14 protein-coding genes are annotated in these 26280 nt (G+C 43.0%); 7 read left to right on the forward strand and 7 right to left on the reverse strand.

Annotated features, from left to right (window positions below):
• The first annotated feature begins 224 nt into the window (after positions 1–224).
• On the forward strand, positions 225–434 hold the full coding sequence (locus PHAL_RS0121955) for a hypothetical protein (RefSeq protein ID WP_138973987.1): 210 nt from the start codon (positions 225–227) through the stop codon (positions 432–434).
• Between the two features lie 880 nt (positions 435–1314).
• On the forward strand, positions 1315–1662 hold the full coding sequence (locus PHAL_RS0121965; protein WP_016710588.1) for a cupin domain-containing protein: 348 nt from the start codon (positions 1315–1317) through the stop codon (positions 1660–1662).
• 106 nt (positions 1663–1768) lie between these two features.
• Here PHAL_RS0121965 and PHAL_RS0121970 read toward each other — a convergent pair whose 3' ends face one another.
• On the reverse strand, positions 1769–3217 hold the full coding sequence (locus PHAL_RS0121970; protein ID WP_016710589.1) for a dihydrolipoyl dehydrogenase: 1449 nt from the start codon (positions 3215–3217) through the stop codon (positions 1769–1771).
• A gap of 116 nt (positions 3218–3333) precedes the next feature.
• On the reverse strand, positions 3334–4062 hold the full coding sequence (locus PHAL_RS0121975; protein ID WP_016710590.1) for a glutathione peroxidase: 729 nt from the start codon (positions 4060–4062) through the stop codon (positions 3334–3336).
• A gap of 113 nt (positions 4063–4175) precedes the next feature.
• On the opposite strand from PHAL_RS0121975, the gene PHAL_RS0121980 reads away from it, so the two are divergent.
• Positions 4176–5078 (forward strand): LysR substrate-binding domain-containing protein, encoded by a 903-nt coding sequence (locus PHAL_RS0121980; RefSeq protein ID WP_016710591.1) that lies wholly within the window; start codon positions 4176–4178, stop codon positions 5076–5078.
• Here the strand turns inward: PHAL_RS0121980 and PHAL_RS0121985 are convergent.
• A complete protein-coding gene (locus PHAL_RS0121985; RefSeq protein ID WP_016710592.1) occupies positions 5062–6255 on the reverse strand; it encodes a flagellar assembly protein T N-terminal domain-containing protein in 1194 nt (397 codons plus the stop codon). The two genes, PHAL_RS0121980 and PHAL_RS0121985, sit on opposite strands and share 17 nt — an antisense overlap.
• Positions 6256–6416: 161 nt before the next feature.
• On the opposite strand from PHAL_RS0121985, the gene PHAL_RS0121990 reads away from it, so the two are divergent.
• The 3 genes from PHAL_RS0121990 (at position 6417) to PHAL_RS23365 (ending at position 9729) form a co-directional block, all read left to right on the forward strand.
• Positions 6417–6875: an LPP20 family lipoprotein gene (locus PHAL_RS0121990; RefSeq protein ID WP_016710593.1), complete on the forward strand. Its 459-nt coding sequence runs from the start codon at positions 6417–6419 to the stop codon at positions 6873–6875.
• Positions 6876–7033: 158 nt separating this feature from the next.
• Positions 7034–7747, forward strand: coding sequence for a transglutaminase-like cysteine peptidase (locus PHAL_RS0121995; protein ID WP_016710594.1), 714 nt, complete (start codon positions 7034–7036; stop codon positions 7745–7747).
• The gene (locus PHAL_RS23365; protein ID WP_016710595.1) at positions 7747–9729 is read left to right on the forward strand and encodes a bifunctional diguanylate cyclase/phosphodiesterase; all 1983 of its coding nucleotides are present in this window, start codon (positions 7747–7749) and stop codon (positions 9727–9729) included. Before PHAL_RS0121995 ends, PHAL_RS23365 begins: the two co-directional genes overlap by 1 nt.
• Positions 9730–9929: 200 nt before the next feature.
• Here the strand turns inward: PHAL_RS23365 and PHAL_RS0122005 are convergent, their stop codons facing one another.
• From PHAL_RS0122005 to PHAL_RS23370, 4 genes are all read right to left on the reverse strand, one after another.
• Positions 9930–10517, reverse strand: coding sequence for a response regulator transcription factor (locus tag PHAL_RS0122005; RefSeq protein ID WP_016710596.1), 588 nt, complete (start codon positions 10515–10517; stop codon positions 9930–9932).
• 34 nt (positions 10518–10551) lie between these two features.
• The gene (locus PHAL_RS0122010; RefSeq protein ID WP_016710597.1) at positions 10552–11973 is read right to left on the reverse strand and encodes an HlyD family type I secretion periplasmic adaptor subunit; all 1422 of its coding nucleotides are present in this window, start codon (positions 11971–11973) and stop codon (positions 10552–10554) included.
• A complete protein-coding gene (locus tag PHAL_RS0122015; RefSeq protein WP_016710598.1) occupies positions 11970–14108 on the reverse strand; it encodes a type I secretion system permease/ATPase in 2139 nt (712 codons plus the stop codon). The genes PHAL_RS0122010 and PHAL_RS0122015 overlap by 4 nt, the downstream gene beginning before the upstream one ends.
• A gap of 315 nt (positions 14109–14423) precedes the next feature.
• Positions 14424–16421: a TolC family outer membrane protein gene (locus PHAL_RS23370; protein WP_050901613.1), complete on the reverse strand. Its 1998-nt coding sequence runs from the start codon at positions 16419–16421 to the stop codon at positions 14424–14426.
• Positions 16422–16651: 230 nt separating this feature from the next.
• Here PHAL_RS23370 and PHAL_RS0122025 point away from each other — a divergent pair.
• Positions 16652–26280 (forward strand): Ig-like domain-containing protein (locus PHAL_RS0122025; RefSeq protein ID WP_016710600.1); only part of this gene is annotated, 9629 nt, incomplete at its 3' end.

The following is a 26280-nucleotide window of genomic DNA, read 5'->3' on the forward strand; positions in this document are numbered from 1 at the left end:
TTTGTCATTTAACACCTCAATATTAGAACATTGTCCATTATTAAAGTGTCCGGCTCAATTAAACCAGTTCAGCTGGCAGATACAACGAGCTTGAGAAAGTTTGTCAAGAAGACTTCATTCCACAATTAGAACAATTAAACTATTCGACGCTTTCTCATAAATGTGAAGAAATTCAAAAGTCTTTTCTATCCTTAAAGTTGCACAAGCTATACGCAAAGTTAGCTTTGTGTGCAGAAAGAGAAAATCAAACTGAGGATGAAAAAAGATATATTAGTTTTAGCCAGCATTATTATGGTGTTTATGAAGATCTTTTAGAGCAAGGTACTAAGGTAGAGGAGCTTAAAGAGTTTAAAAACATAGTGAAACGATACGGAAAGAACAGTCATTTGTGGCCTGAGTTTTTGCAAAAAGAATTTTCTAAATATATAAAATAGTTAAACTCAGATAGTACAGTTATTTACAGAACTCCAAGTAAGAGCCTTTTTGCCATTCTGGCAAGTGGTTAGCTAAAGGTTATTCTTGGCTTAGTCGTGATGTTTGATATGAGCTAAAGCTTAGTGAAGAGCTTTAACTATTTGAAATGTTGTATTTAACTGCGGTTTTATCTAAAAGTGATAGCTTTAGCTAACTCGCCCTAGCTTTAAGTTATGCCTTTCTACCTTCCATGAATAGTGCCTCGTGATTATGGCTTTACCAGCAAACCAAAGACCTTTTACTTTTTGGATTAGCTCACCATCGTAATAACTTTGCGAGCATTCGCCAGTTTCTTCAACGATGTTTAAATTGGTGTGTAATTTGATAGGTCTATCTTTTAGTTTTGTGTGTAAACCGCCCATAGCGAGTACGTAGCTTTTCCAATCGCTGTTATCAGCAGCAAAGCGAGCTTGTTCTAATAAGTATTACTGTTTTGATTAGTGTAAACCTTAGGTTTACTAAATTCGTAATATTCATACTTTAGGTGTTGAAATGTCATCTAAGATAAACTGGTTGGTTACCCATACATACTCTGGAGCCCTTGTCCTCAGGGGGGAAATCCTTGACTTCAGATATCATAATTTCGATTAACGCGTAATCAGTAATTAACCTGACTTAACTATTTAATTTTAGTCGTGTTATCTATCTTCACATTCATTGTTTTACACTTTATTGCGCGAATAAATGCAAGTTTTCACACTTTTATGCGCGAATAAATGGGTTTTTCTACACTTTTATGCGCGAATAAGTGTGGTTATCTCATGTGAATTAAATTTACTACCATTTTAAACGCTGATGTTTTACCTTGTTGTGCAGTAGCTTTTAAAGGATAACGAAGATATGGTAAGGCCTATTTCAGTCGATAACGCTGAACATTACAAATGGAGCGATGACTGCGATGGTTGGCATTTAGTAAAAAGTGCGGCATTGAGTGTGATCCAAGAGCGAGTGCCGTCGGGCTGTTGTGAACAGTCGCATAAGCATGAGTTTGCTGAGCAGTTCTTTTTTGTGCTTAGTGGGCAGGCTACATTAATTGTGGACTCAGTGAGCCATATTTTAAACCCGCAGCAGGGCTTACATGTGCCAGCAGGGTTGGTGCATCAATTATGTAATTATGGCGAAGTTAACCTTGAGTTTATTATTACTTCAACGCCGCCAAGTCATGGTGATAGGGTTAATCAATCATAACCAAGGAGGCTTAGACCTCCTTGAATATTAGTTATATTTTTATCCTATCAAACTATCAAACTATCAAACTATCAAACTATCAAGCTAGTAACCTAATAACCTAGCCCTAATTCCCCGGGCCACATTCCATACATTGGTTAATAATGTCTGGGCCAAATTTAAGTTTGGCGTTTAAATCACGCAGTGCGGTACGAAGGCCTTCTTCTATCACTGGGTGATAAAATGGCATATCCAGCATTTGTGGTACGGTCATTTTGTTTTGCACAGCCCATGCGAGTAGATGAGCGATGTGCTCAGCTTGTGGGCCAATAAATTCAGCACCTAAAAATAAGCCTGTACCTTGCTCTGCGTATAAACGCATGTGGCCTTTATTTTTCAACATTACGCGGCTGCGGCCTTGGTTTTCAAAGCTGACTTCGCCAATTTCAAAGCAACCACATTCACCAAAACGTTCGGTTATTTGCTTGTAGCTTTCGCCCACCATAGCTATTTGCGGGTCGCTGAAAACGGCTGCAATAGGTGCGCGGCGCAGGCCGTTACGAACATCTGGGAAGCGGCCGGCGTTTTGTCCGGCAATAGTGCCTTGATCGCTGGCTTCATGCAGTAGTGGGATCATATTGCTGGCATCCCCTGCGATAAATATTGTTGAGTCGCCACATTGCATAGTGTGCTTATCAGCCACTGGTACACCGCGTTCATCAAGTTCGATACCGGTGTTTTCAAGGCCTAGTTTATCTGTATTTGGCACGCGGCCAGTAGCGGCTAGCACGTAATCAAATTGTTCAGTTTGTTTCTGACCGTTTTTGTCAATATAGCTAAGCTGGGCTTTATCACCGACTTTTTGCATATCAGATATGTTTGAATCAGTATCAACAAAAAATTCTTCTGCAAATACAGTGTTTGCGTAGTCTTTTATAACTGGGTCGGTAATAGGACCGATAGCGCCACCTACACCAAACAGTTTTACCTTTACGCCTAAACGGTGCAGCGCTTGGCCAATTTCAAGGCCAATAACACCTGGGCCAAATACGGCAACGGATTCTGGTAAGTCCTGCCAATCAAATACGTCGTCGTTAATTATTAATCTGTCGCCAAAGTTATTAAATACACCTGGGTAAGCTGGGCGAGAGCCGGTGGCAATCACAAAGCGTTTTGCTGTAATAATTGTATGGTCGTCAATTTGCACGCGGTTGGCATCTAAAAATTTTGCATAACCACGAATTTTATCTTCGTTGGGTAATTCATCTACGGCTTCTACTACAAAGCCTGCAAAGCGGTCGCGTTCGTTACGTACTCGTGCCATTACTTCCACGCCGTTAATTGTTGGCTTTGAGCTATGTACACCAAAAGCGGGGGCTGCTTCAATTGCATGGGCTGCTTCTGCGGCGGCAATGAGTAATTTACTTGGCATGCAACCTACACGAGCGCAAGTGGTGCCATACGGGCCTGATTCGATCATTAATACATTGGGAGTGTGTTGCTTTGCATTACGATAAGCGCTTAAACCTGCTGTGCCAGCACCAATTACAACAACGTCTGTTTGTAGTTCTTTCATTATGTTGCTCCAGAATACCAATTTTATTAATCAATTGGTGTGTAAATAAGTTAATAAAATGAGTATAAAAAAGGGGCTAAAAAGCCCCTGTATTTAATTGCGTGGGGGTTTAAATATTAAGCAAAATATTTTGCTAAATCGTCAGAGCCACCAATGTGTTTTCCGCCAATAAATACTTGTGGTACGGTTTCACGGCCTGAGATTGCTTTAAGGCTCGTTAATGATGCACCTGCGCCCATGGTGATTTCTTCGTACACTAGGCCTTTTTCTTCAAGTAAAGCTTTTGCTTTAGTACAGAAAGGGCAACCTGGTTTAGTAAATATGCTGACTGCCTCTGGTTTTACTTGCTTAGGGTTGATGTAATCAAGCATAGTGTCTGCGTCGGATACTTCAAACGGGTCGCCTGGTAAATCTGGTTCGATGAACATTTTTTCAATTACGCCATCTTTAACTAACATTGAATAGCGCCAGCTACGTTTACCAAAGCCTAGGTCATTTTTGTCTACTAACATACCCATACCGTCAGTAAATTCACCGTTGCCATCTGGTAATAAAGTAATGTTTTGTGCTTCTTGGTTTTGTGCCCAAGCGTTCATTACGAAAGTATCGTTTACTGATACACACACGATGTCGTCAACGCCATTTTGCTTAAGTACTGCAGCTAGTTCGTTATAGCGTGGTAAATGCGTTGATGAACACGTTGGTGTAAATGCACCTGGTAGCGAAAATACAACAACCGTTTTACCTTTAAAAATGTCGTCAGATGTTACTGATTTCCACTCATCATTTACGCGAGTTGCAAATGTAACCTGTGGAATTGTTTGACCTTCAATATTCTTTAACATGTTTTTTAGTTCCTCTTGATTTGTTGATAGCCATTATGTCGTAAAAGTTATAATAGCTCCAATCGTTTGTTTGTATTAATATGATAGTTATTATCTATTAGTTGTGGTTTGCAATGAATTTAAAAGACCTTGAATATGTAAAAGCAATTGCGCACTTTAAGCATTTTCGTAAAGCTGCCGATGCGTGTTATGTCAGCCAGCCGACCCTCAGTGGCCAAGTAAAAAAATTAGAACAAGAGCTGGGAGTGACCTTATTTGATCGCTCCACTAAGCAAGTTACTTTAACGGTGCAAGGTGAACGTTTGTTGACACAGATCAAAGTGATCTTAGAGCAAACCCAAATATTAAAAGAACTAGCAGCAACCTCAAGCGCACCACTACAAGGTAGGGTAAAAATCGGCATTATTCCAACGATTGCGCCGTATTTACTCCCTACTTTGCTTACGTCTATGAAAGAGGCGTTTGCTGAAAGCCAGTTTGCTTTTGTTGAAATGCAAACTGCTAATATTTTAACTGCGTTAGATAATGGTGAGTTAGACATTGCAATCTTAGCAGATGTGCCTGAACTTAAGCTTTATCATACAGTTAATATATATAAAGAAGATTTCTTGGTAGCAATGTCAAATCAAAATAACCTTGCTAAACGTGATAAAGTTGCTTTGGATGAACTGCAATCGTGCAGTTTGTTGATGCTTAGCGATGGTCATTGCTTTAAAGACCAAGCGCAGCAGTTTTGTTTTGCTGCTGGGGTGGATGTATCAAACGAGTACCAAGGTAATAGTCTGGAGACTTTATTGGCACTGGTGGCTATGGATGATGGTGTTACATTTGTACCAAAGCTCGCTTGCAGCGAGCGCATAGGGATCCGTTATTTACCAATCTTTCCTACTCAGCAACGTCGTGTCGTATTGGCTTGTCGTAAACATTATCCACATTTAGCTGGAATTGAGTTACTCGCAAACTGGCTGAGTGAGCACCCGAGTTTACGCCAACAATTGACTAAGGTTTTAAATTAGTGAGCTCGACTACATCATTGATTTGAATATTAGGCAAAGGTTGCTGATCAACACTCACGGCAACGGCACTTTGCTGATACACCTGTTCGACCTGAACTTGATTTAATGTGGTGATCAAGTTCGGCATTTTATTACCCGCTGCATCGGTTAAATAGTTATGATGAGCAATATTCAAGCGTTGACCTTTTTCAATGCCATGTGCTTTACCTAAGTTGATGATCAATTTATTGTTTTCAATATGTAGAATTTTTCCTTGAGTCTCTAAGCATGCCATTGCAGCTTGTAGATCGTAACTGACGGTTTGGTTTATATCAGTAATACTTTGACCATAATCAGAGCTCCAGAACTTTTCGCTGAATACATCGATGATTTGTGTTTTTTCAAATGGCCAGATACCTTGGCTGCGATAGCTTTTTTGCCAAAGTCGTTCATACGTGGTGCCATCAAATAAAGCAAAGTCCACCTTGTATGAGCGTTGGTACGTTTCGTCTTGCCAGAATGCGTAACTATTATTGAGCTTATCACTATTAGAAATATCAACAATCTGACTCAACAGCACATACTGTGAGTTGCTGCGGCTTGATATTTCTTCTAATAGTGCATCACTGTAATCGTATTGTTGATTAAAAAACTCGCTCACGCGGATCGGAAAGTTAAAATAAGCGGTTGGCTTAGCATTCATTGCCGATTGGCTTAATGTTTTATACAGGGCTTCGCTAGTGGCTTTATTAATGTCAAAAATTTGACCCATCATGGCCTGTTCACGATTGACTAATTGCGTTTGGGTGATCGCAACAAACTTAGTGAACTCATTAGCGGGGCAGTGCTCTTGTTGTGGGAAAATATCCAAGCGTAGCGTGATCGCAAATTGATCTGACTTTCGATCTTCACTGATCATTTCTATTTTTTGAATTTCGCCGTGACTGTTTATTTTTAGTTGATCTTGCGTAAGTACGCCGTCAACTAAGGTTTGCATTGAGCTCACACGGGCACCTGAGAACACTAACGCTTGGGTGATTGCATCTTTTATAGCCGCAGATTTTGCCGCCGCCACGTCATCATTTTTGATACTGGCATGGCCTGTTGATTCATACCACTGTGCTGAGCTATTAGGCGAAAAAAGGCTGGCTGTTAGCCAACTTGTGGCGATCATGATTGTTGATAAACTATGCTTCATTACCCAAACCTTATACATAAACATCTGCTATATACAGTGACAGAGCAAGGACTATACCAATTGTTTGACAACTTTGTTCTAAAACGACAGTAAGTACTAATTTTGGCATTGATTGTGCATTGGTTTAGACATTATGACTTCTTTTAAGCGTGAGAGACGCCATGCGTAGTGTGATTGCAATTTGCATTTTTGCGAGTCTAGGTTTAGTAGGCTGTAGTAGTATTTTTGATAAACATGTGGAATATAAGTACATAGAGCCAGATAACTACCCAGTTTTAAAAGCGGTCGGGTATGCGCCAATTAGTGCTCAGCCCGGGGAGAATCAGTCACAGCGCTCGTTGATGGCAATTAAAGCATCTAAGCTTGAAGCGTACCGCGAGCTTGCAGAACAAGTATATGGGCAAAAGATTACCGCCGGCACCACTGTGCAAGGCAGTATTGCGCAAAATGATCAATTACACAGCCAAGTGCAAGGCATTATTAAAGGGGCGCAAGTCATTAAAAGCTATGCAGTTGGAGATACTTACGCTACCGAGTTACAGCTTGATATGAAACGTGTCCATGACTTATACATAGGCGAAATAAAGCCACGTGAAGTTAAAAAAGTCACTTATTACTAAAGTTAATTATTGAGCGTTAAATAGTCACAAAATAATGGCTAAAATATCTCACTGTTAACGCTTCAGTGCTATGCTTTATTTACTGTTTTTTACTGAATAAAGATTGTGGCAAGAAAAGGTTTGACGCGTTTTTTAGTGTACAACTCAAGGTTGCTTTTGTGAGCGAGTGTCGCTCAGTTAGTGTGCCTTTGAGTAAATGGAGTAATCGCCCGTTACTGCATTTTTTGCTGCCTCTTATATTTGCAACCTCTTTTGTGTGTGCCGATCGCCTATCGATTCAGTTCACTACCTTTTTAGAAAAAATGCACCAACAGTTTGGTCCTTCACGTGTGGCAGTTGCTCGTAATTGGCAAACAATGTTAGTCCAGTCACAGAACAAAACTGAACAACAAAAAATTTTAATCGTAAATGATTTTTTTGCTCGTAACTTGCGCTACCGAACCGATATGCAGCTTTGGCAACAAAATGATTATTGGGCAACTCCACTTGAAACTTTAGGGAAAGGGCTGGGTGATTGTGAAGATTATGCAATTGCTAAGTATATCAGTCTGCGCGCCCTAGGTATTGCAGATGATAAGTTACGGCTTATTTATGTAAAAGCACAGATCGGTGGGCCAAACTCTAGACAAACTCAAGCGCATATGGTGCTTGGTTACTTTGCTGTGCCAAATGCGCAACCACTGATTTTAGATAGTTTAATTGCAAAGGTATTGCCCGCAGCTAAACGTACAGATCTGAGCCCTGTTTTTAGTTTTAATAGTCAAGGTTTATGGGCTAATAATTCAACGCAAAGTGTTGCAAACCCTACTGCTAGATTATCTCGCTGGCGACGTATTCTCGAACAAACACAACAAGAAGGAATTATGTGGTGATGTCATTTATGTCCTTGTTTAAACGCAAAAGTAAAATCACTTTACGGCAAGAGTTATGGCTGGGGATTTTAGTCATTATTGCAGTGGGCTTTATGAGTAGTGTATTAATTAGTACTTATACTGCTAAACAGTATTTTTCTTCTCAGTTACATTTAAAGAATATCGATAATGCAAATAGCTTAGCTTTGATGCTAAGCCAGTTGCAGAAAGATCCTGTTGAATTAGAGCTACTAATTTCAGCTACTTTTGATACTGGGCACTATCAGCGCATAGAGTTACAAAACCCATTAGGGGAGCCGCTTATAAAACGCGTTTTTAGTGGTAAGCTTGATACAACGGCGCCAGGGTGGTTTCATCACTTTTATCACTTACAAGTTCAGCCAGGGGTGGCGCAAGTGAGCGATGGTTGGCAGCAGTTCGGTACTTTATATTTAGAAAGTCACAGCCAATATACTGAGCAAGCGCTATGGGAAAGTGCCGTACGATTATTTTTTAGCTTTTTTATCGTTGCGATTATAGCTTGTATAGCAAGTGCTTACTTTTTAAGGAAAATATTACGTCCTTTGGACGATGTCGTGCAACAAGCGAATGCTTTAGGCGATAAACGCTTTATTAGATCGAAAGTACCCAGAACCTATGAATTTGCACGGTTAGTGAGCTCGATGAATTTACTTTCAAAGCGATTTAGCCGGATTGTTAAAGAAGACAAAAAACGCTTAGAAGAGTTTCGTTTTAAAAGCCAACATGATGAGTTAACAGGGTTAGCAAACAGAGAGTACTTTAGCGCAACTTTAGAGGCACAATTACAGCAATCAAAAGAGCATGCCCATGGCGCATTATTTTTATTTCGAGTTGTTAACCTTGATCAAATAAGTGAACAAATTAATCGCGTTGAAATGGTCACTTTTTTACGTCGTTTTACGCAAACTCTAGTTGCTTTTTTAGAGTCGAATGAGGATCGATTTTCTGAAAATCATATAGCGCGAATTTCTCATACCGACTTCGCCGTGTTGGTGAATGACACAGACGATATTGAAAACCTAAGTTCACAGGTATTTAAGCAGCATCAGGCCTTGCTTGCTGATTACAGTCATATTGAATTATCCATACCTCATAGTTGTAGCTATATAGAGCGTGAGGATAGTCGTTTTACACTGTTAAAGAGGGTTGATAATTTATTAAAAGCCGCAGTAGCAGAGCCAACACAACAGGTACAGGTAAATAATAATAAGCAGCGCAATGAATTATTTGCAGACGCTGATAGTTGGCGTGAAGCAATTGAGCATGCACTAGATAATAATGACTTAGATGTTTTGCTTTACCCCGTTAAATCTTTTTCGGGCAAGTTATTACAAAACCAAGTAAGTCTAAGCTTATTGCTTAATGGTGAACTGTATCGTAGCGGTTATTACTTACAATGGGCAAAAAGATTAAAGCTACTTGCTCGCTTAGATTGGGGCTTAGTTAAATACTTAGTTAAGGTATTTGAGCAAAGAGAAGACTTAAAGCTTATTTCAGTGGAGCTATCGCAAGAAACGTTGTTAGACGATGCAGCACTTGCTGCAATATTGACGTATTTACTCGCATATCCAAAATTAGCTGAGCATATTTGTTTTGATATACGTGAAAGTTTAGCGGTTGCTGAATTGGCTATTTTTAAAGACTTTTGTATGCAAGTGAAAAGCATGGGCGCCAAAGTGGCGCTTAAGCGGGTTGGCCAAGGTTTCAGTAAAATTGATAAAATTCATGAACTTGGTCTTGAGATGATTAAAATAGATAGCGTTTATGGCCACAATATAAGCTATAGCCAAGATAATCAGACCTTCCTCAGAGGATTGTGTTCATTAGCGCATTCGATAGGTATTAAAGTGATTGCTGAGGGGGTTAAGAGCCCTGAAGATCAGCAGACATTAAAAGGAATAGGGTTCGATGGCTATGTATCACAACCGATTGATGATACTCAGGAAGACCTAATAGAATAAAATACAAAGCGATGTATTGTATGTGAAATAAATGGGGTAAACCCGAGCCGACGGGCATGGAGCCACAAATGGTGTAGCAGCGATTTTACATCGCGACTGGGTTACAAGGTTTTATACCGCGACGGGGTTTATTGCATTCCACATCGTGAAAGGGCTTAAATATTTTATGAATCAACGCACAAAGTAACAATTTCGTACGTTTAGCTGCCTTTGATTGCTAGCATCAACTGCATGCGGTCACGAACTTGGAGCTTATTAAATATTGAGCTCATATGTTCTTTTACTGTACGCTCTGTGATATTTAATTGATTCGCTACAGCTTTGTTACTGGCACCAGTAATAACAACATCAACGACTTGGCGCTCGCGCTTCGTTAATAACGTTAGGTCGCAGGCGTGCTGATAGCTAATAGCTTGCTTTGAGAGTACACCAACCAAGTTAGATAATAACTGGCCCGGTAACCAAATACCGCCACTGATAATTGTTTCTGCAACTTGCTCTATGATTATTTGACTAGCAAAAGCTTCAACATAACCGCGAGCGCCCACTTGTAATGCAGCACATAACTCTGCCATGTTTAACTCTTTGGTCATCACAATCACTGGAATACGACTTTTGCTGTATTTTTGTACAACACTAAGCCAGTCAGGACTGCCAGCTAAAATCCATAAAATGGTGTCGGCTGTGATCTTATGTGGCTGCTGTTCACGAATTTCACATTCAGGGTAGGCGGCTTGCCAGTGCGGTGAAATAAGTTCAGCTTCGGTGATAAATACACTTTGGCGCATTATTAATCCATTTAAAAGTTTGAAAAAATATTAATTAACGCTCTGTCATTGCTAATGATGTTGCTCGTAATACTGGTTTTAATAGGTATTCCAGCACGGTTTTTTTGCCAGTAATAATATCCACTTGAGTCGTCATGCCTGGAATAATAGTGAGATTATCGGCAAACTGATTTTTGTTAGTTTTAAGTTGCACTAAATAAAACGTGTTATCGCGCTCATCGGTTATCGTATCGGCACTAATTTGAATAACCTCGGCACTTAAGCCACCGTAAATAGCAAAATCATAGGCGCTAAATTTGATCATTGCTGTTTGCCCTGGGCGTAAGAATGCAATATCTTTGGGAGGGATCTTAGCCTCGACTATCAATTGATCATCCAGCGGTATAATTTCTAGAACATCACTACCAGGTTGTAAAATCCCTCCAACCGTGTTCACCATTAAGCGCTGTACAGTGCCATTAACAGGCGAGCGAATTTCAGTTTGGGCTACTTTATCAGCCAACCCTGATTCGGTTTCTTTAATTGCATCTAACCGCAATCGTGCTTCTGAGAGCTCGTTGTTCCATCGATTGATCATAGATAGTTCAACCTCGGCTACTTTGTTTTTTGCTTCATTGATTGCAGATACACTGCGGTTGATGACCGCTCTGGATCGATTTATCTCGCCATTTAAGTCAACGGCTTGGCGTTCTAGGCGAATTATATCGATATCAGATACTGCACCTGAGCGAAGGAGTGGCCGGGTAACTTGTAATTCACGGTTTATTAAACGTAATGCATTGGTATGTTGTTGCAGGGCTGCTTGTGCTTCAATATGGTCTTGACGACGTTGCTCTAATTGACGTTTATGAATGGCGACTTGTTGTTCAAGCTCTTGGTTATTACTGGTGTAAAGTGCTTGTTCGTGCATTACCACCGCGGGTGCATCAGTGGTGAGCTTAGGGTCAAAAATTAAAGGCTGCTTTTTAGTAAGTGCTTCAAGTCGCGCGACTTTAGCACTGAGTGACAGCACTTTAGATTGATTTTCACGAAAATTAGAAATATACCGAGTAGGATCAATTTTTATTAGTACATCACCAGTACTGACTACTTGTCCTTCACGTACATTAATTTGTTCGACCATCCCGCCATCATAAGATTGAATCAGTTGTAATTTATTTGACGGTATAACACGACCTTCACCGCGAGCGACTTCATCAAGATTAGCAAACGCAGACCAAATAAATAACAACATCATGCTAAAACAAATTAAGTACAGCAATAACTTGGCACTTGCCGGTTGTTGTTGCATTTTTTCCCATTGTGCATCAACCACCCAATCTTGACTGTTTGGTGGCGATAACCAGCCTTTGAATAAGTTATTAAAAATAGATGGTTTTTTTCCTTTAGTCGCTTCTATAGCACGTCCTACAGATTCAAAAGAGCGTTGTTCTAGTGTGGGTTTGTTTTTACTCATGATGCTCGCTCCACAGTTTGATTACTCAACGAGGCAATTACCCGAGCTTTTGGTCCATCGGCAATTATTTTACCGTTATCAACGACAATAATTCGATCAACCAACTCCAGTAGCGATGTTCGGTGTGTTACTACCAGCAGGGTTTTATCATGGTTGTACTGTTTTAAATTAGCGATGATTTTTGCTTCACTATTGTGATCCAGTGCTGAGGTTGGCTCATCAAGAATGAGTATTGGCGGATCGTTTATCAAAGCACGAGCAATACCAACAGCTTGACGCTGCCCACCAGAGAGGAGCCGGCCTTGTTCGCCAACTTGTAGATCAAAGCCATCAGGGTGAGAGTTAATTAAGTCGAATAATTGGCTACGTTCGCACGCACTTATAATTTGTTCATCTTTGGCGTGCCATGCACTTAAGGTGATATTGTCTTTCAGCGAGCCAAAAAATAGCGAGATTGTTTGCGGGACATAACCAATATTATGGCGCAATTCTGCAGGATCTATTTGGTGGATATCGGTGTTATCAATTAAAATAGAACCCGAGGTCGGATCATGTAACCCTAAAATGAGTTTCTCTAGCGTGCTTTTACCTGAACCATTACGCCCTAAGATAGCAACTTTTTCACCGGCTTTAATTTTAAACGAAACTCCAGATAGCGCTTCGTTACTTTCATCTGAGTATTTAAAATGTACGTTTTGAAATTCTATATCTCCGCGTAAAACAGGGTGACTTAACCAATGTTTACCAGCTGGGCGCTCAACCTCTTTTTCCATGATCTCATTCAGTGAATGCATTGCAATGGCCGCATGGTGAAATTGTGCAAGTACCGCAGCGGATTGACCAATTGGTCCCATAGTTCTTGATGATAATAAATATGCTGCAATTAAGCCGCCTTGGGTTAAATCACCTGCGATGACTAAATGCACGCCAATGATCATTATAATCACGCCAACACATTGTTGTAACCACGTGGCAGAGTTGGCTATTGAGCCAGATATAAGCCGACTCTGCGCATTAACGCGAGCAATGTAAATTGTTGACTTTTCCCATGCTGCTTGAGTTTTACATTCGCTATGAAAGCTTTTTACATCTTCAATATTGGTAAGGCTTTCAACTAAAATAGCATTACGCATAGAGCTGGCTTTCATCGTTTGCTCTGACAGTGCTTCTAACTTTCTGTGGGCGGCTAAGGCATAACACAGCAATATTATTGCCCCGACTATAATAGGAATACTCAGCTCTACACCAATGATTGCGATGACTGTGAGGTATAAAAATACAAAAGGTAAATCAACCAATGCGATGAGGGTAATGGAGCTAAAGAAGCCACGCACAGCTTCGAAAGACTGGATATTGCTGGCAAATGAGCCTGCTGATGTGGGTCGGTTTTTTAATTGCATTCCCAGTACTCGTTCCATAATTACCGCAGAGACTTTTACATCGATGCGACTGGCAGCAAGTTCGACAAAATAACTACGTACTAACCTCAAAGCAAAGTCTGCGGTCAGTGCTATTAGTACGCCTATGGCTAATACCCATAAGGTTTCTACCGCTTGATTGGGTACGACTCGGTCATACACGTTCATGACAAACAAGGGCATTGCAATCGATAATACACCCAGTGCAATGGCTGAAATAATGACGTCTTTATATAAGGAACGGCACTCTTTAATGACCCCCCAAAACCAGCCATCTTTAGATAATTTTTGTAACACCGGTGAGCGTGCATCAAAAGTGAATTCTGGACGTGTATAAATAATAACATCAGTTGGGTTTTGACTGAGATCTGCCACATTTAACGTTACAGCTGAGTCGCTTAGCTCTGGATAAATTACTTCAACGGTTTGTGTGAGTGGATCCAATGCTGTAATTACGCAAGCTTGGTTATTCTCAAGTAATAAAATAGCAGGAAGTAAAGCGGTATTGATTTTGGTTAGTTGTTTATTAACAACTTTAGTTTTAAAACCAATACGTTTAGCTGCTCGTGAAAAACCAGAAGGCGTGAGATTGCCTTGCTCAAGGGGAAGCCCATTAAGCAAAGTCTCACGGGAAAATTCACGATCATGGTAGTGACATAAAATTTCTAAACAGTCTACTAAAATACCACCATGACTGACTACATCATCTATTTCCATATAACTTCCATTGTTATTGCATTAAGTTTAACGATTTAAAAATGGGACGTATTACTTTGTTATGATTGAAATCGAGTTACCAAAGGACGATTAATGCGTATGGGTTTTAGTTAAGCATCGAGCGGAGCCTTGTTATTACATTAAGCTTTTTTACTTACAGCGCTTTAACATGCCCATAAATAGAGCCATCCAGACAGCATGTGCTGGCATTTATACGTGGTTACTGCTATTTAAAAAGAATAACTACACTGATAAGTTTTCTTTTGCCTAAAAGCCAAACACAGCTGTAAACTTAACTTCTAAAGTAAGTGCGTCTTAGTAACTGGATGCGACAAAACTGTTTCCTGTATTGGTATCGGTGATCACCGCTTCTATACGTCTGTTTGCCGCATTAGCCCGGACGGATATTTCATTGATCCTAGGTTTATCTATACCGTAGCCAAGTGATTTAACTCGCTTAGGCAATACACCATACTGTTGAATTAATATTTCTGCGACTGAGAATGCGCGTTTTTCAGAGAGCTTTTTATTGTAAAGCGCAGGCCCTTCAAGTGATGCATGTCCTTGTATTTCTACATTTTTAGATGGGTGAGATTTTAAAAAGTCTGCAAGACGTGCTATTTCCTGTAAGTACTCAGGACGTACTACACTGGAGTCAGCCGCAAACGGAATGCCGATTTCTACATTACTGGTATTACTATTGTATTTAGTACAGCCTTTTTCATCTACCTCGGTAAAAGCAGGTGTTGATGGACAGTCATCCTGTTCGTTTGCAACACCGTCATTATCATCATCACTAAAGGTACTCGAAAGCGCTGGCGCATTGAGATAGCTTGGCATTGCCGTGACGGTCATGTAGGCGTTATCTTGCTGGGCTTTTTTTTGTAAAAACTCCTGACGGCTGATGGTGGCTGCCACGTCGTATTTAGGGCAAATAAATTCGGCATTGTGGGCAATAGGGTCATCGGTTAATTCCGTGATTTTCGGAAATTTGTCAGAGGTTACATTTAAGGTTGGCAGTAGTTTGCCCATTTCTGCGAGCATGGCGAGTATCGCTGCTTGACGATCGTAAAGTGCTGCAGTATATGAACGGTTAGATTGGAATGATTCATTTTCGGCATCGAGTACGTCTAATAGAGTACGTTGGCCAATATCAAATTGATCTTTGTAGGCTATTTTCACTTTGTCAGATGAGCGACGATGTTGATCTAATGAAGGAAGCTTACTCTCAAGGATTTTTACATTGTTATATGCAACTTGCAGGTTTTGACGTATTTCAATACACGATTGATCACGTTGGAATTTCGCTATATTGACTTCTTGGTATGCTTGATCAAGATTGGCGCTGTCTAAACCACCATTGTATAAGTTGTATCGCACATCAATGCCAACTCTGGCTTCTGTTCTGGTTTCATTAAAGCCAAGTTCATCACGGTCTTGGGAGCCATAACGCGCAGATAAATCAACCTTAGGATGAAACGCAGCTTTTTGTGATTGCGCATTCGCTTGTTGGGCTTCAATATTATACAAAGATGCATAAAAGCTAGGACTGTTTTTATAAGCAATATCAAGCGCTTGGTTAATAGAAATTGGGATGCTATCTTCACTTAACTTAGCTGCAACCGTGCCTTGTTGAGGCAGCTCTCCCACAATCCGTAAGTAGCGTGCGCTAACATCATGTAGGTTTGCGTATTCGGTCATTACATTGGATTGAGCAAGTGATAGGCGACCACTGATTTGCTCCAGGTCAGCCGCTCTGGCTACGCCGGCTCCTACGCTTTGTTCAATTTGTTGATATACCGACTCATGCTCGCTTAGGTTTTTCTGCGCCAGCTCTACTAAGGTGGTGAATTTTTGCACGTCAAGATAAGCAACGCTTGCTTGTAGCGCTATTTGCTCAGCTTGTGAGAGCATTTCAAAGTAGCGAATAAGTTGAATGCGTTCAAATCGTTTAACGGTATTTGATGTTTGAAAGCCATCATACAGCATTTGCCCTAAGGTAAGCTCTGCGGTATTGCGGTTATATTCATCTTCTACGCCGTAGTTACGTTTTTCATAACCTGCACTGATTGATGCATCTAATGTAGGTTTATACCCTGATTTTGCAGCATCAATACCATAAATTGATGCTTTAAAAGCATGCCAAGCTTGTTGAACTTCTGGGTTACTGGCTATTGCTTTGTCGGCGACATAAGTCAAAGGCATGAGGGAAGTTTGCTCAGCATGAAGATGAGCAGTAAATCCATTTGTAGCTAAAACCAAACCAATTAGAATTGTAGCTCTAGTGCGGGTAAAGTTATTTTTCCTAGCCATTTCGTCCTCTTAGATCCAAGTTGATGATCATTTAGATTAGTTTTAGACAAGGAAATTGATTAGTGCAAATAGAAGTTTTGCCTAGCATAAAAAAAATTTTTCACCAGTTCTTTAAGCTTTTAATATTAATTTAAGTTTTGTTACCTGTACTTTAGTCCAGTGTCCTTTTTACTGTGCTGTTCTAAATTTAGTCATACAAAGGTTTAATTTCTAATGATGCAGGTAGCAAAATGGACGCAAATCAATTACTAATCATAGATATACAGGGCTCTGTTGGGATCGTTTTAGAAGACGGCTCTATTAAGGCGTTGTCACTAGGGGACACAATTACCGTTGGCGATATTGTGATCACCGCAGCTAATTCGTCATTATTGATTGATGTAAAAGGAATATCGCTTGCTATTCCAGCTAATCAGCGAGTGCAAATTACACCTGATTTGGTTGCTGATGCCGCAAGAGATAGCTCAGAAACCACCATTTTCGATGATAGTATTGATGATGCTATTGCAAGTTTAAACCAACCGGATCCAACGTCAACGACAGAAGCTTCATCGTTAACTGATAATGTTAGTGATTTTTTAAATGCCCTTGAAAGTGGCGGGGATATATTGGATAACTTGGAAGCGACTGCTGCGGGTGGTAACGCTGCTGCTGGCTCTGGTGGTGGTACTTCCTTTGTAGAATTAGCTCGTATTGCTGAATCTGTAGATCCAAATAGCCTTTCTTTTGATGATAGTTTTGAGGCGAGTAATGATGGTATTTTCGCTGTTCGTGATACCACCGATGGGGTGCTCCCAGAGACCGCATTAATTGGTAGTTTAGCGTTGAATGAGCTTGGTCTAATAAATAATCCACAGCCAGTTATTTCAGGAACATCGAGCAACTTGGCCGGTGAAACAGTATTAATCACTATCACAGATGCATTAGATAATGTACAAACCATTACAGTGATTGTACAACCAGATGGCACGTTTACCTCACCTACAATTGAGCCATTACCTGATGGCCCAATTGTTGTAGATGTAACAGTAACGGGTCCTGATGGTGAGCCAGTTTCAGACACAATTACAGCCAATATAGATACCACAGCGCCGCTGGTCAGTATTGCGACATTAACTGACTCTGCTTCGCCTGTAGTAACAATTACAGGCTCTGTTGTGGGCTTAGATACAGGCGATGATGTGGTACTGACGGTGACTGATAGCGCCGGGCAAGTGCAAACATTTATTACCCAGCTTGATCCTCAAGGCAATTGGGCAATTACAACAGCAGCACTAGCAGAGGGCCCTTATAATGTCCAAGCTAATGTTGTTGACGATGCTGGGAATGAAGGCAATGCGCAAGCCACTGCCACCATTGATTTAACAGCCCCTATCATAGCGATTGATGTTATTGCAGATACCAATGATGTTACTCCTACATTGACTGGATCGGTAAATGGTGTGGCCATCGGTACACTTGTATCAATAACTGTTGTCGCAAGTAACGGTGCAACACAAACCTTAACAGCGACGGTAACAGCTGGTGGTAGTTGGTCTACAGAGGTAACTGGTACGCTTGTAGAGGGTGAATTTACTGTAACTGCAACTGTGGCAGACAGTGCAGGTAATACAGCAAGTGCTACAGAAGTAGGTTTAATAGATACAACTGCGCCGATTATTACTATTAATGCACTCGCACAAAGTAACGATACAACACCTACTATAAGTGGAACGACATTGGGTGTTAATGCTGGCACGACAGTGACCTTAGTGATTACTGATAGTAATGGCGATCAACAAACACTAACTACCGTCACTGACGCGGCTGGAAACTGGCAACTAGAGCCTAGTATTGCATTAGCTGAAGGTGATTATACTGTTGCTGCAAGTGTAAGTGATGAGGCAGGTAACAGCAGCACGGCGACAACAACGGGAAATATTGATTTAACCCCACCTTTGATTAGCATTAATGCTATTGCAGATACAAACGATCAAACTCCAGATATTTCCGGGGTCAGTCAAGGCTTATCAGCAGGTAGCAACGTTACTGTTACAGTGACAGACAGTACTGGTGCAGTACAGGTATTTAATACTATAACGGCGAGTGATGGTAGTTGGAGCGTATCGGTAGTAAATACACTCGCACAAGGGCAGTTTAATGTTATCGCTCAAACCCAAGATACGGCAGGCAATTCAGCACAAGATAGCGCAATAGGCAATGTTGATATCACTGCACCTATAATTAATATTGACGCTTTTGCAGATAGTAATGATACGACACCTGTAATTACAGGAACGGTATCAGGCGTTGATATTGGTAGCACGATCACAGTTACAGTCGTAGACAATAACGGTGTTCAACAAATACTAACGGCAGTTGTAAACACAACTAATACTTGGCAAGTTGAGCTAACTACAGCCTTGGCTGAAGGTGAATTTACTATTACCGCAACAGTCAGTGATAATGCGGGTAATCAGGCCAGCGACACCAGTGATGGTTTAATTGATATAACTGCTCCACTCATAAATTTAGATACCTTGGTGGATTCGGCAGATGATACCCCCATTATTACAGGTCAAGTACAAGGTGTTGCTAATGGCACGCTGGTGGCTATTGTAGTGGTTGATGCTAATGGTGTGCAGCAAACATTTGCAACACAAACTTTAAATGATGGCAGCTTTGCGGTTGAGGTACCAAACAGTTTAGCACAAGGGCAATATTCAGTTGTGGCAACGGTTGCTGATACGGCTGGTAATCAAGCATCAGACTCTACTACGGGACTGATTGATCTCAGTTTATTATCAATAAACATAAATATTGTTGGTGAGACAAATGACACCACCCCAGAGCTGACAGGTAATACATTAAATGCTGCTGCTGGCGATCAAGTACAAGTTATTATTACGGATATTAATGGTCAAACCGAAACACTGTTAACTTCAGTTGATGCTAATGGTAATTGGTCTGTTACACCATCACTGGATTTAGCTGAAGGTGAGTTTAGCGTTACGGCGATGGTAACTGATAGTTTTGGTAATACAGCCAATGCAGCTATTACGGGTATTGTTGATACTACTGCACCGATAATATTAATAGACACTGTTGGGGATATTAATGACGCTACACCAGTGATTTCTGGAACCAGTCAAGGTGCGGCATCAGGCAGTATAGTTACAGTTGTTGTCACCGATTCACAAAACAATAGTCAAATCTATTCTGCTTCAACTGATGCCAATGGTAATTGGTCCTTTGCTGTAACAACTCCTGTTGCGATAGGTGAGTTTACTATCACGGCATCTGTAACAGACGATGCTGGAAACACAGGAACAGATACTGAATTAGGTGCATTTGATAATACAAGCCCAGTATTAACGTTGGATTTTGATCAACTCACCAGTGATACAACCCCATTGATTAGCGGTACTAGTGATACTGATACAGGCAGCGTTGTAACAGTATTAGTAACGGATAGCAGTGGCATTACACAAACGCTGTTAGCCGTTGTAGGCGCTGATGGTAGCTGGTCTATTAGTCCTGATAACGCGCTATCTGATGGTGACTTTACTGTTACAGCAAGCGTCGCAGATACTTTCGGTAATCAAAGTACAGTGTCAGATACCGGGGTTGTTGATGCAACAGCACCAACATTAACTATTGATAATCTAGGTACAGTGAATGATACAACCCCAACAATCAGCGGCCAAACAAGCGAACCCGTGGGCAGTGTTGTAAACTTGGTTGTAAATGATGGTGCAAATTCACAAAACTTGACCGCGATAGTAAATGGGGACGGTAGTTGGTCGGTGGAAGTGCCTACTGCATTGCAAAATGGCACTATTGCTGTTGTTGCTAATATTACTGATGCTGCGGGCAATCAGGCAACGGCAAATAGCAGTTTTATTTTAAATGATAATGCGCCGAGTCTGAGCATAGATGCAATTGCAGATAGTAATGATGTAACGCCAACTATTAGTGGCGCATCCGATGCGCCAGATGGCAGCATTATTACAGTGGTGATCACTGATAGTAATAACAGTAACCAAACTCTTACCACAACAGTCACTGCAGGTGTTTGGAGTGTTGAAGCACAAAATACGGTTGCAGAAGGGCAGTTTACTGTAGCAGCAAGCGTTACCGTTGATGGTTTAACAAGTGATGCGCAAGCTATCGGGGTAATCGATACCCAAGCTCCTGTTTTTGATATTAATCCACTGGCTGAAACGAGCGATACCACGCCTACCATCACCGGTAGCAGTGATGAAATTGGCGGTATTGTTACAATTGCTGTCACAGATGCGAATGGCGCGGTGCAAACTTTAACGGCGACTGTGCTTGCTGATGGCACTTGGTCGGTGGATGTACCCACCCCCCTTGCTGAGGGCGCATTCCAAGTGGATGCCAGCGTCACCGATGCGGCAGGTAATATTGCAAGCGACACTGAAAATGGTGGCGTGATTGACACGCAAGCGCCGAGTTTTGATATTGATCCGCTTGCAGCTACAAGCGATACCACGCCTACCATCACCGGTAGCAGTGATGAAATTGGCGGTATTGTTACAATTGCTGTCACAGATGCGAATGGCGCGGTGCAAACCTTAACCGCGACAGTATTGGCCGATGGCACTTGGGCGGTGGATGTACCCACACCACTTGCAGAAGGTGCATTCCAAGTGGATGCCAATATCACCGATGCGGCGGGCAATACTGCCAGCGACACTGAGAATGGTGGGGTAATCGATACGCAAGCGCCGAGCTTTGATATTGATCCGCTTGCAGCTACGAGCGATACCACACCGGCCATCACCGGTAGCAGTGATGAAATTGGCGGTATTGTTAATCTAACCGTGACCGATGCCACTGGCGCGGTGCAAACTTTAACAGCGACTGTGCTTGCTGATGGCACTTGGGCGGTGGATGTACCCACACCACTTGCAGAAGGCGCATTCCAAGTGGATGCCAGCATCACCGATGCGGCAGGTAATACTGCCAGCGACACTGAGAATGGTGGGGTAATCGATACGCAAGCGCCGAGTTTTGATATTGATCCGCTTGCAGCTACAAGCGATACCACACCGACCATCACCGGTAGCAGTGATGAAATTGGCGGTATTGTTAATCTAACCGTGACCGATGCCACTGGCGCGGTGCAAACTTTAACGGCGACAGTATTGGCCGATGGCACTTGGGCGGTGGATGTACTCACCCCCCTTGCTGAGGGCGCATTCCAAGTGGATGCCAGCATCACCGATGCGGCAGGCAATACTGCATCGGATAGCGAAAATGGCGGGGTGATTGACACGCAAGCGCCGAGTTTTGATATTGATCCGCTTGCAGCTACAAGCGATACCACACCGACCATCACCGGTAGCAGTGATGAAATTGGTGGGGTTGTTAATCTAACCGTGACCGATGCCACTGGCGCGGTGCAAATCTTAACCGCGACAGTATTGGCCGATGGCACTTGGGCGGTGGATGTACCTACACCACTTGCAGAAGGGGCATTCCAAGTGGATGCCAGCATCACCGATGCGGCAGGCAATACAGCCACGGATAGTGAAAATGGTGGCGTGATTGACACGCAAGCGCCAAGCTTTGATATTGATCCATTAGCTGATACAAGCGATACCACGCCTACCATTACCGGTAGCAGTGATGAAATTGGTGGTATTGTTACAATTGCTGTCACAGATGCGAATGGCGCGGTGCAAACTTTAACGGCGACTGTGCTTGCTGATGGCACTTGGTCGGTGGATGTACCCACCCCACTTGCTGAGGGCGCATTCCAAGTGGATGCCAGCATCACCGATGCGGCGGGTAATACAGCATCGGATAGTGAAAACGGTGGGGTGATTGACACGCAAGCGCCGAGTTTTGATATTGATCCGCTTGCAGCTACAAGCGATACCACACCAACCATCACCGGTAGCAGTGATGAAATTGGCGGTATTGTTACAATTGCTGTCACAGATGCGAATGGCGCGGTGCAAACCTTAACCGCGACAGTATTGGCCGATGGCACTTGGTCTGTGGATGTACCGACCCCCCTTGCAGAAGGTGCATTCCAAGTGGATGCCAATATCACCGATGCGGCGGGCAATACAGCATCGGATAGTGAAAACGGCGGGGTGATTGACACGCAAGCGCCGAGCTTTGATATTGATCCGCTTGCAGCTACGAGCGATACCACACCGACCATCACCGGTAGCAGTGATGAAATTGGCGGTACTGTTACAATTGCCGTAACAGATGCGAATGGCACAGTACAAAATCTCACAGCGACAGTATTGGCCGATGGCACTTGGTCGGTGGATGTGCCCACCCCCCTTGCAGAAGGCGCATTCCAAGTGGATGCCAGCGTTACCGATGCGGCAGGCAATACAGCCACGGATAGTGAAAACGGTGGGGTGATTGACACGCAAGCGCCGAGTTTTGATATTGATCCATTGGCAGATACAAGCGATACCACACCGACCATCACCGGTAGCAGTGATGAAATAGGCGGTATTGTTAATCTAACCGTGACCGATGCGAATGGCGCAGTGCAAACTTTAACGGCGACTGTGCTTGCTGATGGCACTTGGTCGGTGGATGTACCCACACCTCTTGCAGAAGGCGCTTTCCAAGTGGATGCCAGTGTCACCGATGCAGCAGGCAATACTGCCAGCGACACTGAAAATGGTGGCGTAGTAGACACGCAAGCGCCAACCGTCAGCATCGATGCACCGACATTAACCAACGACAATACCCCAGTAGTAACCGGTACATCGGATTTAGCGAACAGTGATATCGCCATTACCTTCAGCGATAGCAATGGCAGTCATACAGTGACAGTGCAAACCGATGGCAGTGGTAATTGGAGCGCTGAAGCTGCGCAACCATTACTTGATGGCGCTTATACAGTAACCGCCACTCTTAGTGATGCAGCAGGCAACACTGGCAGCGCTACTGACAATGGCGTGGTGGATACCATACCGCCAGAGCTTGCCTTTGTGCCCACCTTCTTGTTAGGGCAACTCGTGACCCTCAACGGCACTTCCGATTTACCAGCGGGCAGCACTGTTACTGTCACTCAAAACTTACTCGGCGGTGGGGTGATCAATTACACAGCGACCACCGATGCGGCGGGTAACTGGTCATTGGCAGGTCTCAGTATCCCACTGTTAACACTCAGCTCAATTACCGCCAGTGCCAGCGATGAAGCAGGCAATATACGCACGATTAACTCAACAGATTTTGATAGCACGCCACCGACTTTAACCGTTAGCGTTGATACGCTTAGTAATGATAATACCCCAGCAATTAGTGGCACAACGGATGCAGGGCAAGGGGCAAGTGTGACTGTAGTGGTCACAGATAAAGATGGTAACAGCGAAGTATTAACAGCTACTGTAGATGCCAGTGGTGACTGGGTAATCAGTCCAACAACTCCTTTAGCCGATGGTGGGTTTACGGTTGATGTAAGTGTTAGAGATGGTGTGGGTAACGAAGCAACTGAGTCAGTCAGTGGGGTGATTGATACAGTTGCGCCGACACTTACTGTTCAGGGTGTCGGGGATGGCAAAGATGTTACACCTGTATTTAGCGGTACCAGCAACGAAGTTGGGGGCAAAGTTATACTCACGGTGACTGATGCGAATGGTGTTGAGCAAACATTAGAGGCAACCGTAGGTGCCGATAACCGCTGGTCAGTTGAAGTTCGCAATGGACTTGCCGAAGGGGATTACACTGTCGTTGCGGTTATTACGGATGATGCGGGTAATGAAACGTCACTGTCATTAACTGGCAACATAGATACCTTAGTGCCTGTTCTTACTGTAAATGATAATGGTCTTGGTAATGATGCAACGCCTAGTATCAGTGGTTCATCAACAGAGCCTGAAAACACCTTAGTTAATGTGATTATTACTGATAGTAATGGCGATAATTATTCACTAATTGCAGTCGTGCAAGCAGGTGGTAGTTGGCAAGTAGTAGCTCCGAGCCTACCTGATGGTGGATACACAGTAAATGCTAGTATTACAGATGCAGCGGGTAATACGGGAAGCGCTTCAGGTTCGGGTAATATAGATACTCAAGCACCATTATTAACAATCAATAATTTAGGCACTATTAATGATGCAACACCCAGTATTAATGGGTCATCGTCAGAGCCACAAGGGACGATTATTAATCTTGTTGTCACAGATAGCAGTGGTAATGACACAGTACTATCAGCCACAGTAGATGCTAGCGGTAATTGGTCCGTGACTGCGCCTACACTCGCTGAAGATGATTATACTGTCAGTGCTACAGTGTCTGATACAGCAGGAAATACCACAACTGCGCAAAGTTCATTCACGCTCAATACCACAGCCCCCAGTATTGCAATTAATGAGATTGGTAATACTAATGACGCAACACCTATTATTTCAGGAACAAGTAATGCACCTGACAATACACTCGTTACAGTAACGATTGATGATGGTGTTAATGCACCAGAGATCCTAACTGCACAAGTCTTAGCTGGGGTTTGGTCTGTAACGGCTACTCAACCTCTTGCCGAAGGAGATTTTACGGTGAGAGCGGATGTTACAGTGGTAGGAAATACAGGCACTGCAAATACACAAGGGGTAATAGATACAATTGCACCTGTTATCGAGATCAATCAGCTTGCAGAAACCAATGATACAACCCCTACTATCAGCGGCACAACGGATGCGCGAGCTGGGGCACAAGTGACGTTAGTGATCACTGATGCAAATGGAGCAAATCAAACAGTCACCACCACAGTTAAGGCTAATGGCACTTGGTCAATATCGGCTACAACAGCATTAGCTGAAGGCAGTTTTGTGGTTGTAGCTTCAGTAACTGATGCCGCGGGTAATACAGGTTCAGACACAGAAAATGGCGGTTTAATAGACACTCAAGCGCCGAGTTTTGATATTGATCCGCTTGCAGCTACAAGCGATACCACGCCTACCATTACCGGTAGCAGTGATGAAATTGGTGGGGTTGTTAATCTAACCGTGACCGATGCCACTGGCGCGGTGCAAATCTTAACCGCGACAGTATTGGCCGATGGTAGTTGGGCGGTGGATGTACCCACACCACTTGCAGAAGGCGCATTCCAAGTGGATGCCAGCATCACCGATGCGGCAGGCAATACAGCCACGGATAGTGAAAATGGTGGCGTAGTAGACACGCAAGCGCCAACAGTCACCATTGATGCACCGACATTAACCAACGACAATACCCCAGTAGTAACCGGTACATCGGATTTAGCGAACAGTGATATCGCGATTACCTTCAGCGATAGCAATGGCAGTCATACAGTGACAGTGCAAACCGATGGCAGTGGTCATTGGAGCGCCGAAGCTGCGCAACCATTGCTTGATGGCGCTTACACAGTCACCGCCAGCCTCAGCGATGCAGCCGGCAACACTGGCAGCGCTACTGACAACGGCGTGGTGGATACCATACCGCCAGCGCTTGCCTTTGTGCCCACCTTCTTGCTTGGGCAACTCGTGACTCTTAACGGCACTTCCGATTTACCAGCGGGTAGCACTGTGACTGTCACTCAAAACTTACTCGGCGGTGGGGTGGTCAATTACACAGCGACCACCGATGCAGCGGGTAATTGGTCACTACTTGGGTTGAGCATTCCGCTGTTAACACTCAGCTCAATTACCGCCAGTGCCAGCGATGAAGCAGGCAATATCCGCACGATTAACTCGACAGACTTTGATGGTACGCCGCCGACTTTAACCGTGAATGTGGATACACTTAGCAACGATAATACCCCAGAAGTCAGCGGCACGACTGATGCGGGGCAAGGCGCAGCGGTGACCGTGTTAGTCACCGATAAAGACGGTAATACGCAAACCGTCACCGCCATAGT

The sequence above is a fragment of the Pseudoalteromonas haloplanktis ATCC 14393 genome (assembly GCF_000238355.1).
GTDB lineage: Bacteria > Pseudomonadota > Gammaproteobacteria > Enterobacterales > Alteromonadaceae > Pseudoalteromonas > Pseudoalteromonas haloplanktis.

Excerpts from the sequence above, each read along its gene's own strand:
- PHAL_RS0121965 (WP_016710588.1), top strand. The coding sequence starts at position 1,315 with ATGGTAAGGCCTATTTCAGTCGATAACGCTGAACATTACAAATGGAGC.
- PHAL_RS0121970 (WP_016710589.1), bottom strand. The coding sequence starts at position 3,217 with ATGAAAGAACTACAAACAGACGTTGTTGTAATTGGTGCTGGCACAGCA.
- PHAL_RS0121975 (WP_016710590.1), bottom strand. The coding sequence starts at position 4,062 with ATGTTAAAGAATATTGAAGGTCAAACAATTCCACAGGTTACATTTGCA.
- PHAL_RS0121980 (WP_016710591.1), top strand. The coding sequence starts at position 4,176 with ATGAATTTAAAAGACCTTGAATATGTAAAAGCAATTGCGCACTTTAAG.
- PHAL_RS0121985 (WP_016710592.1), bottom strand. The coding sequence starts at position 6,255 with ATGAAGCATAGTTTATCAACAATCATGATCGCCACAAGTTGGCTAACA.
- PHAL_RS0121990 (WP_016710593.1), top strand. The coding sequence starts at position 6,417 with ATGCGTAGTGTGATTGCAATTTGCATTTTTGCGAGTCTAGGTTTAGTA.
- PHAL_RS23365 (WP_016710595.1), top strand. The coding sequence starts at position 7,747 with ATGTCATTTATGTCCTTGTTTAAACGCAAAAGTAAAATCACTTTACGG.
- PHAL_RS0122005 (WP_016710596.1), bottom strand. The coding sequence starts at position 10,517 with ATGCGCCAAAGTGTATTTATCACCGAAGCTGAACTTATTTCACCGCAC.
- PHAL_RS0122010 (WP_016710597.1), bottom strand. The coding sequence starts at position 11,973 with ATGAGTAAAAACAAACCCACACTAGAACAACGCTCTTTTGAATCTGTA.
- PHAL_RS0122015 (WP_016710598.1), bottom strand. The coding sequence starts at position 14,108 with ATGGAAATAGATGATGTAGTCAGTCATGGTGGTATTTTAGTAGACTGT.
- PHAL_RS23370 (WP_050901613.1), bottom strand. The coding sequence starts at position 16,421 with ATGGCTAGGAAAAATAACTTTACCCGCACTAGAGCTACAATTCTAATT.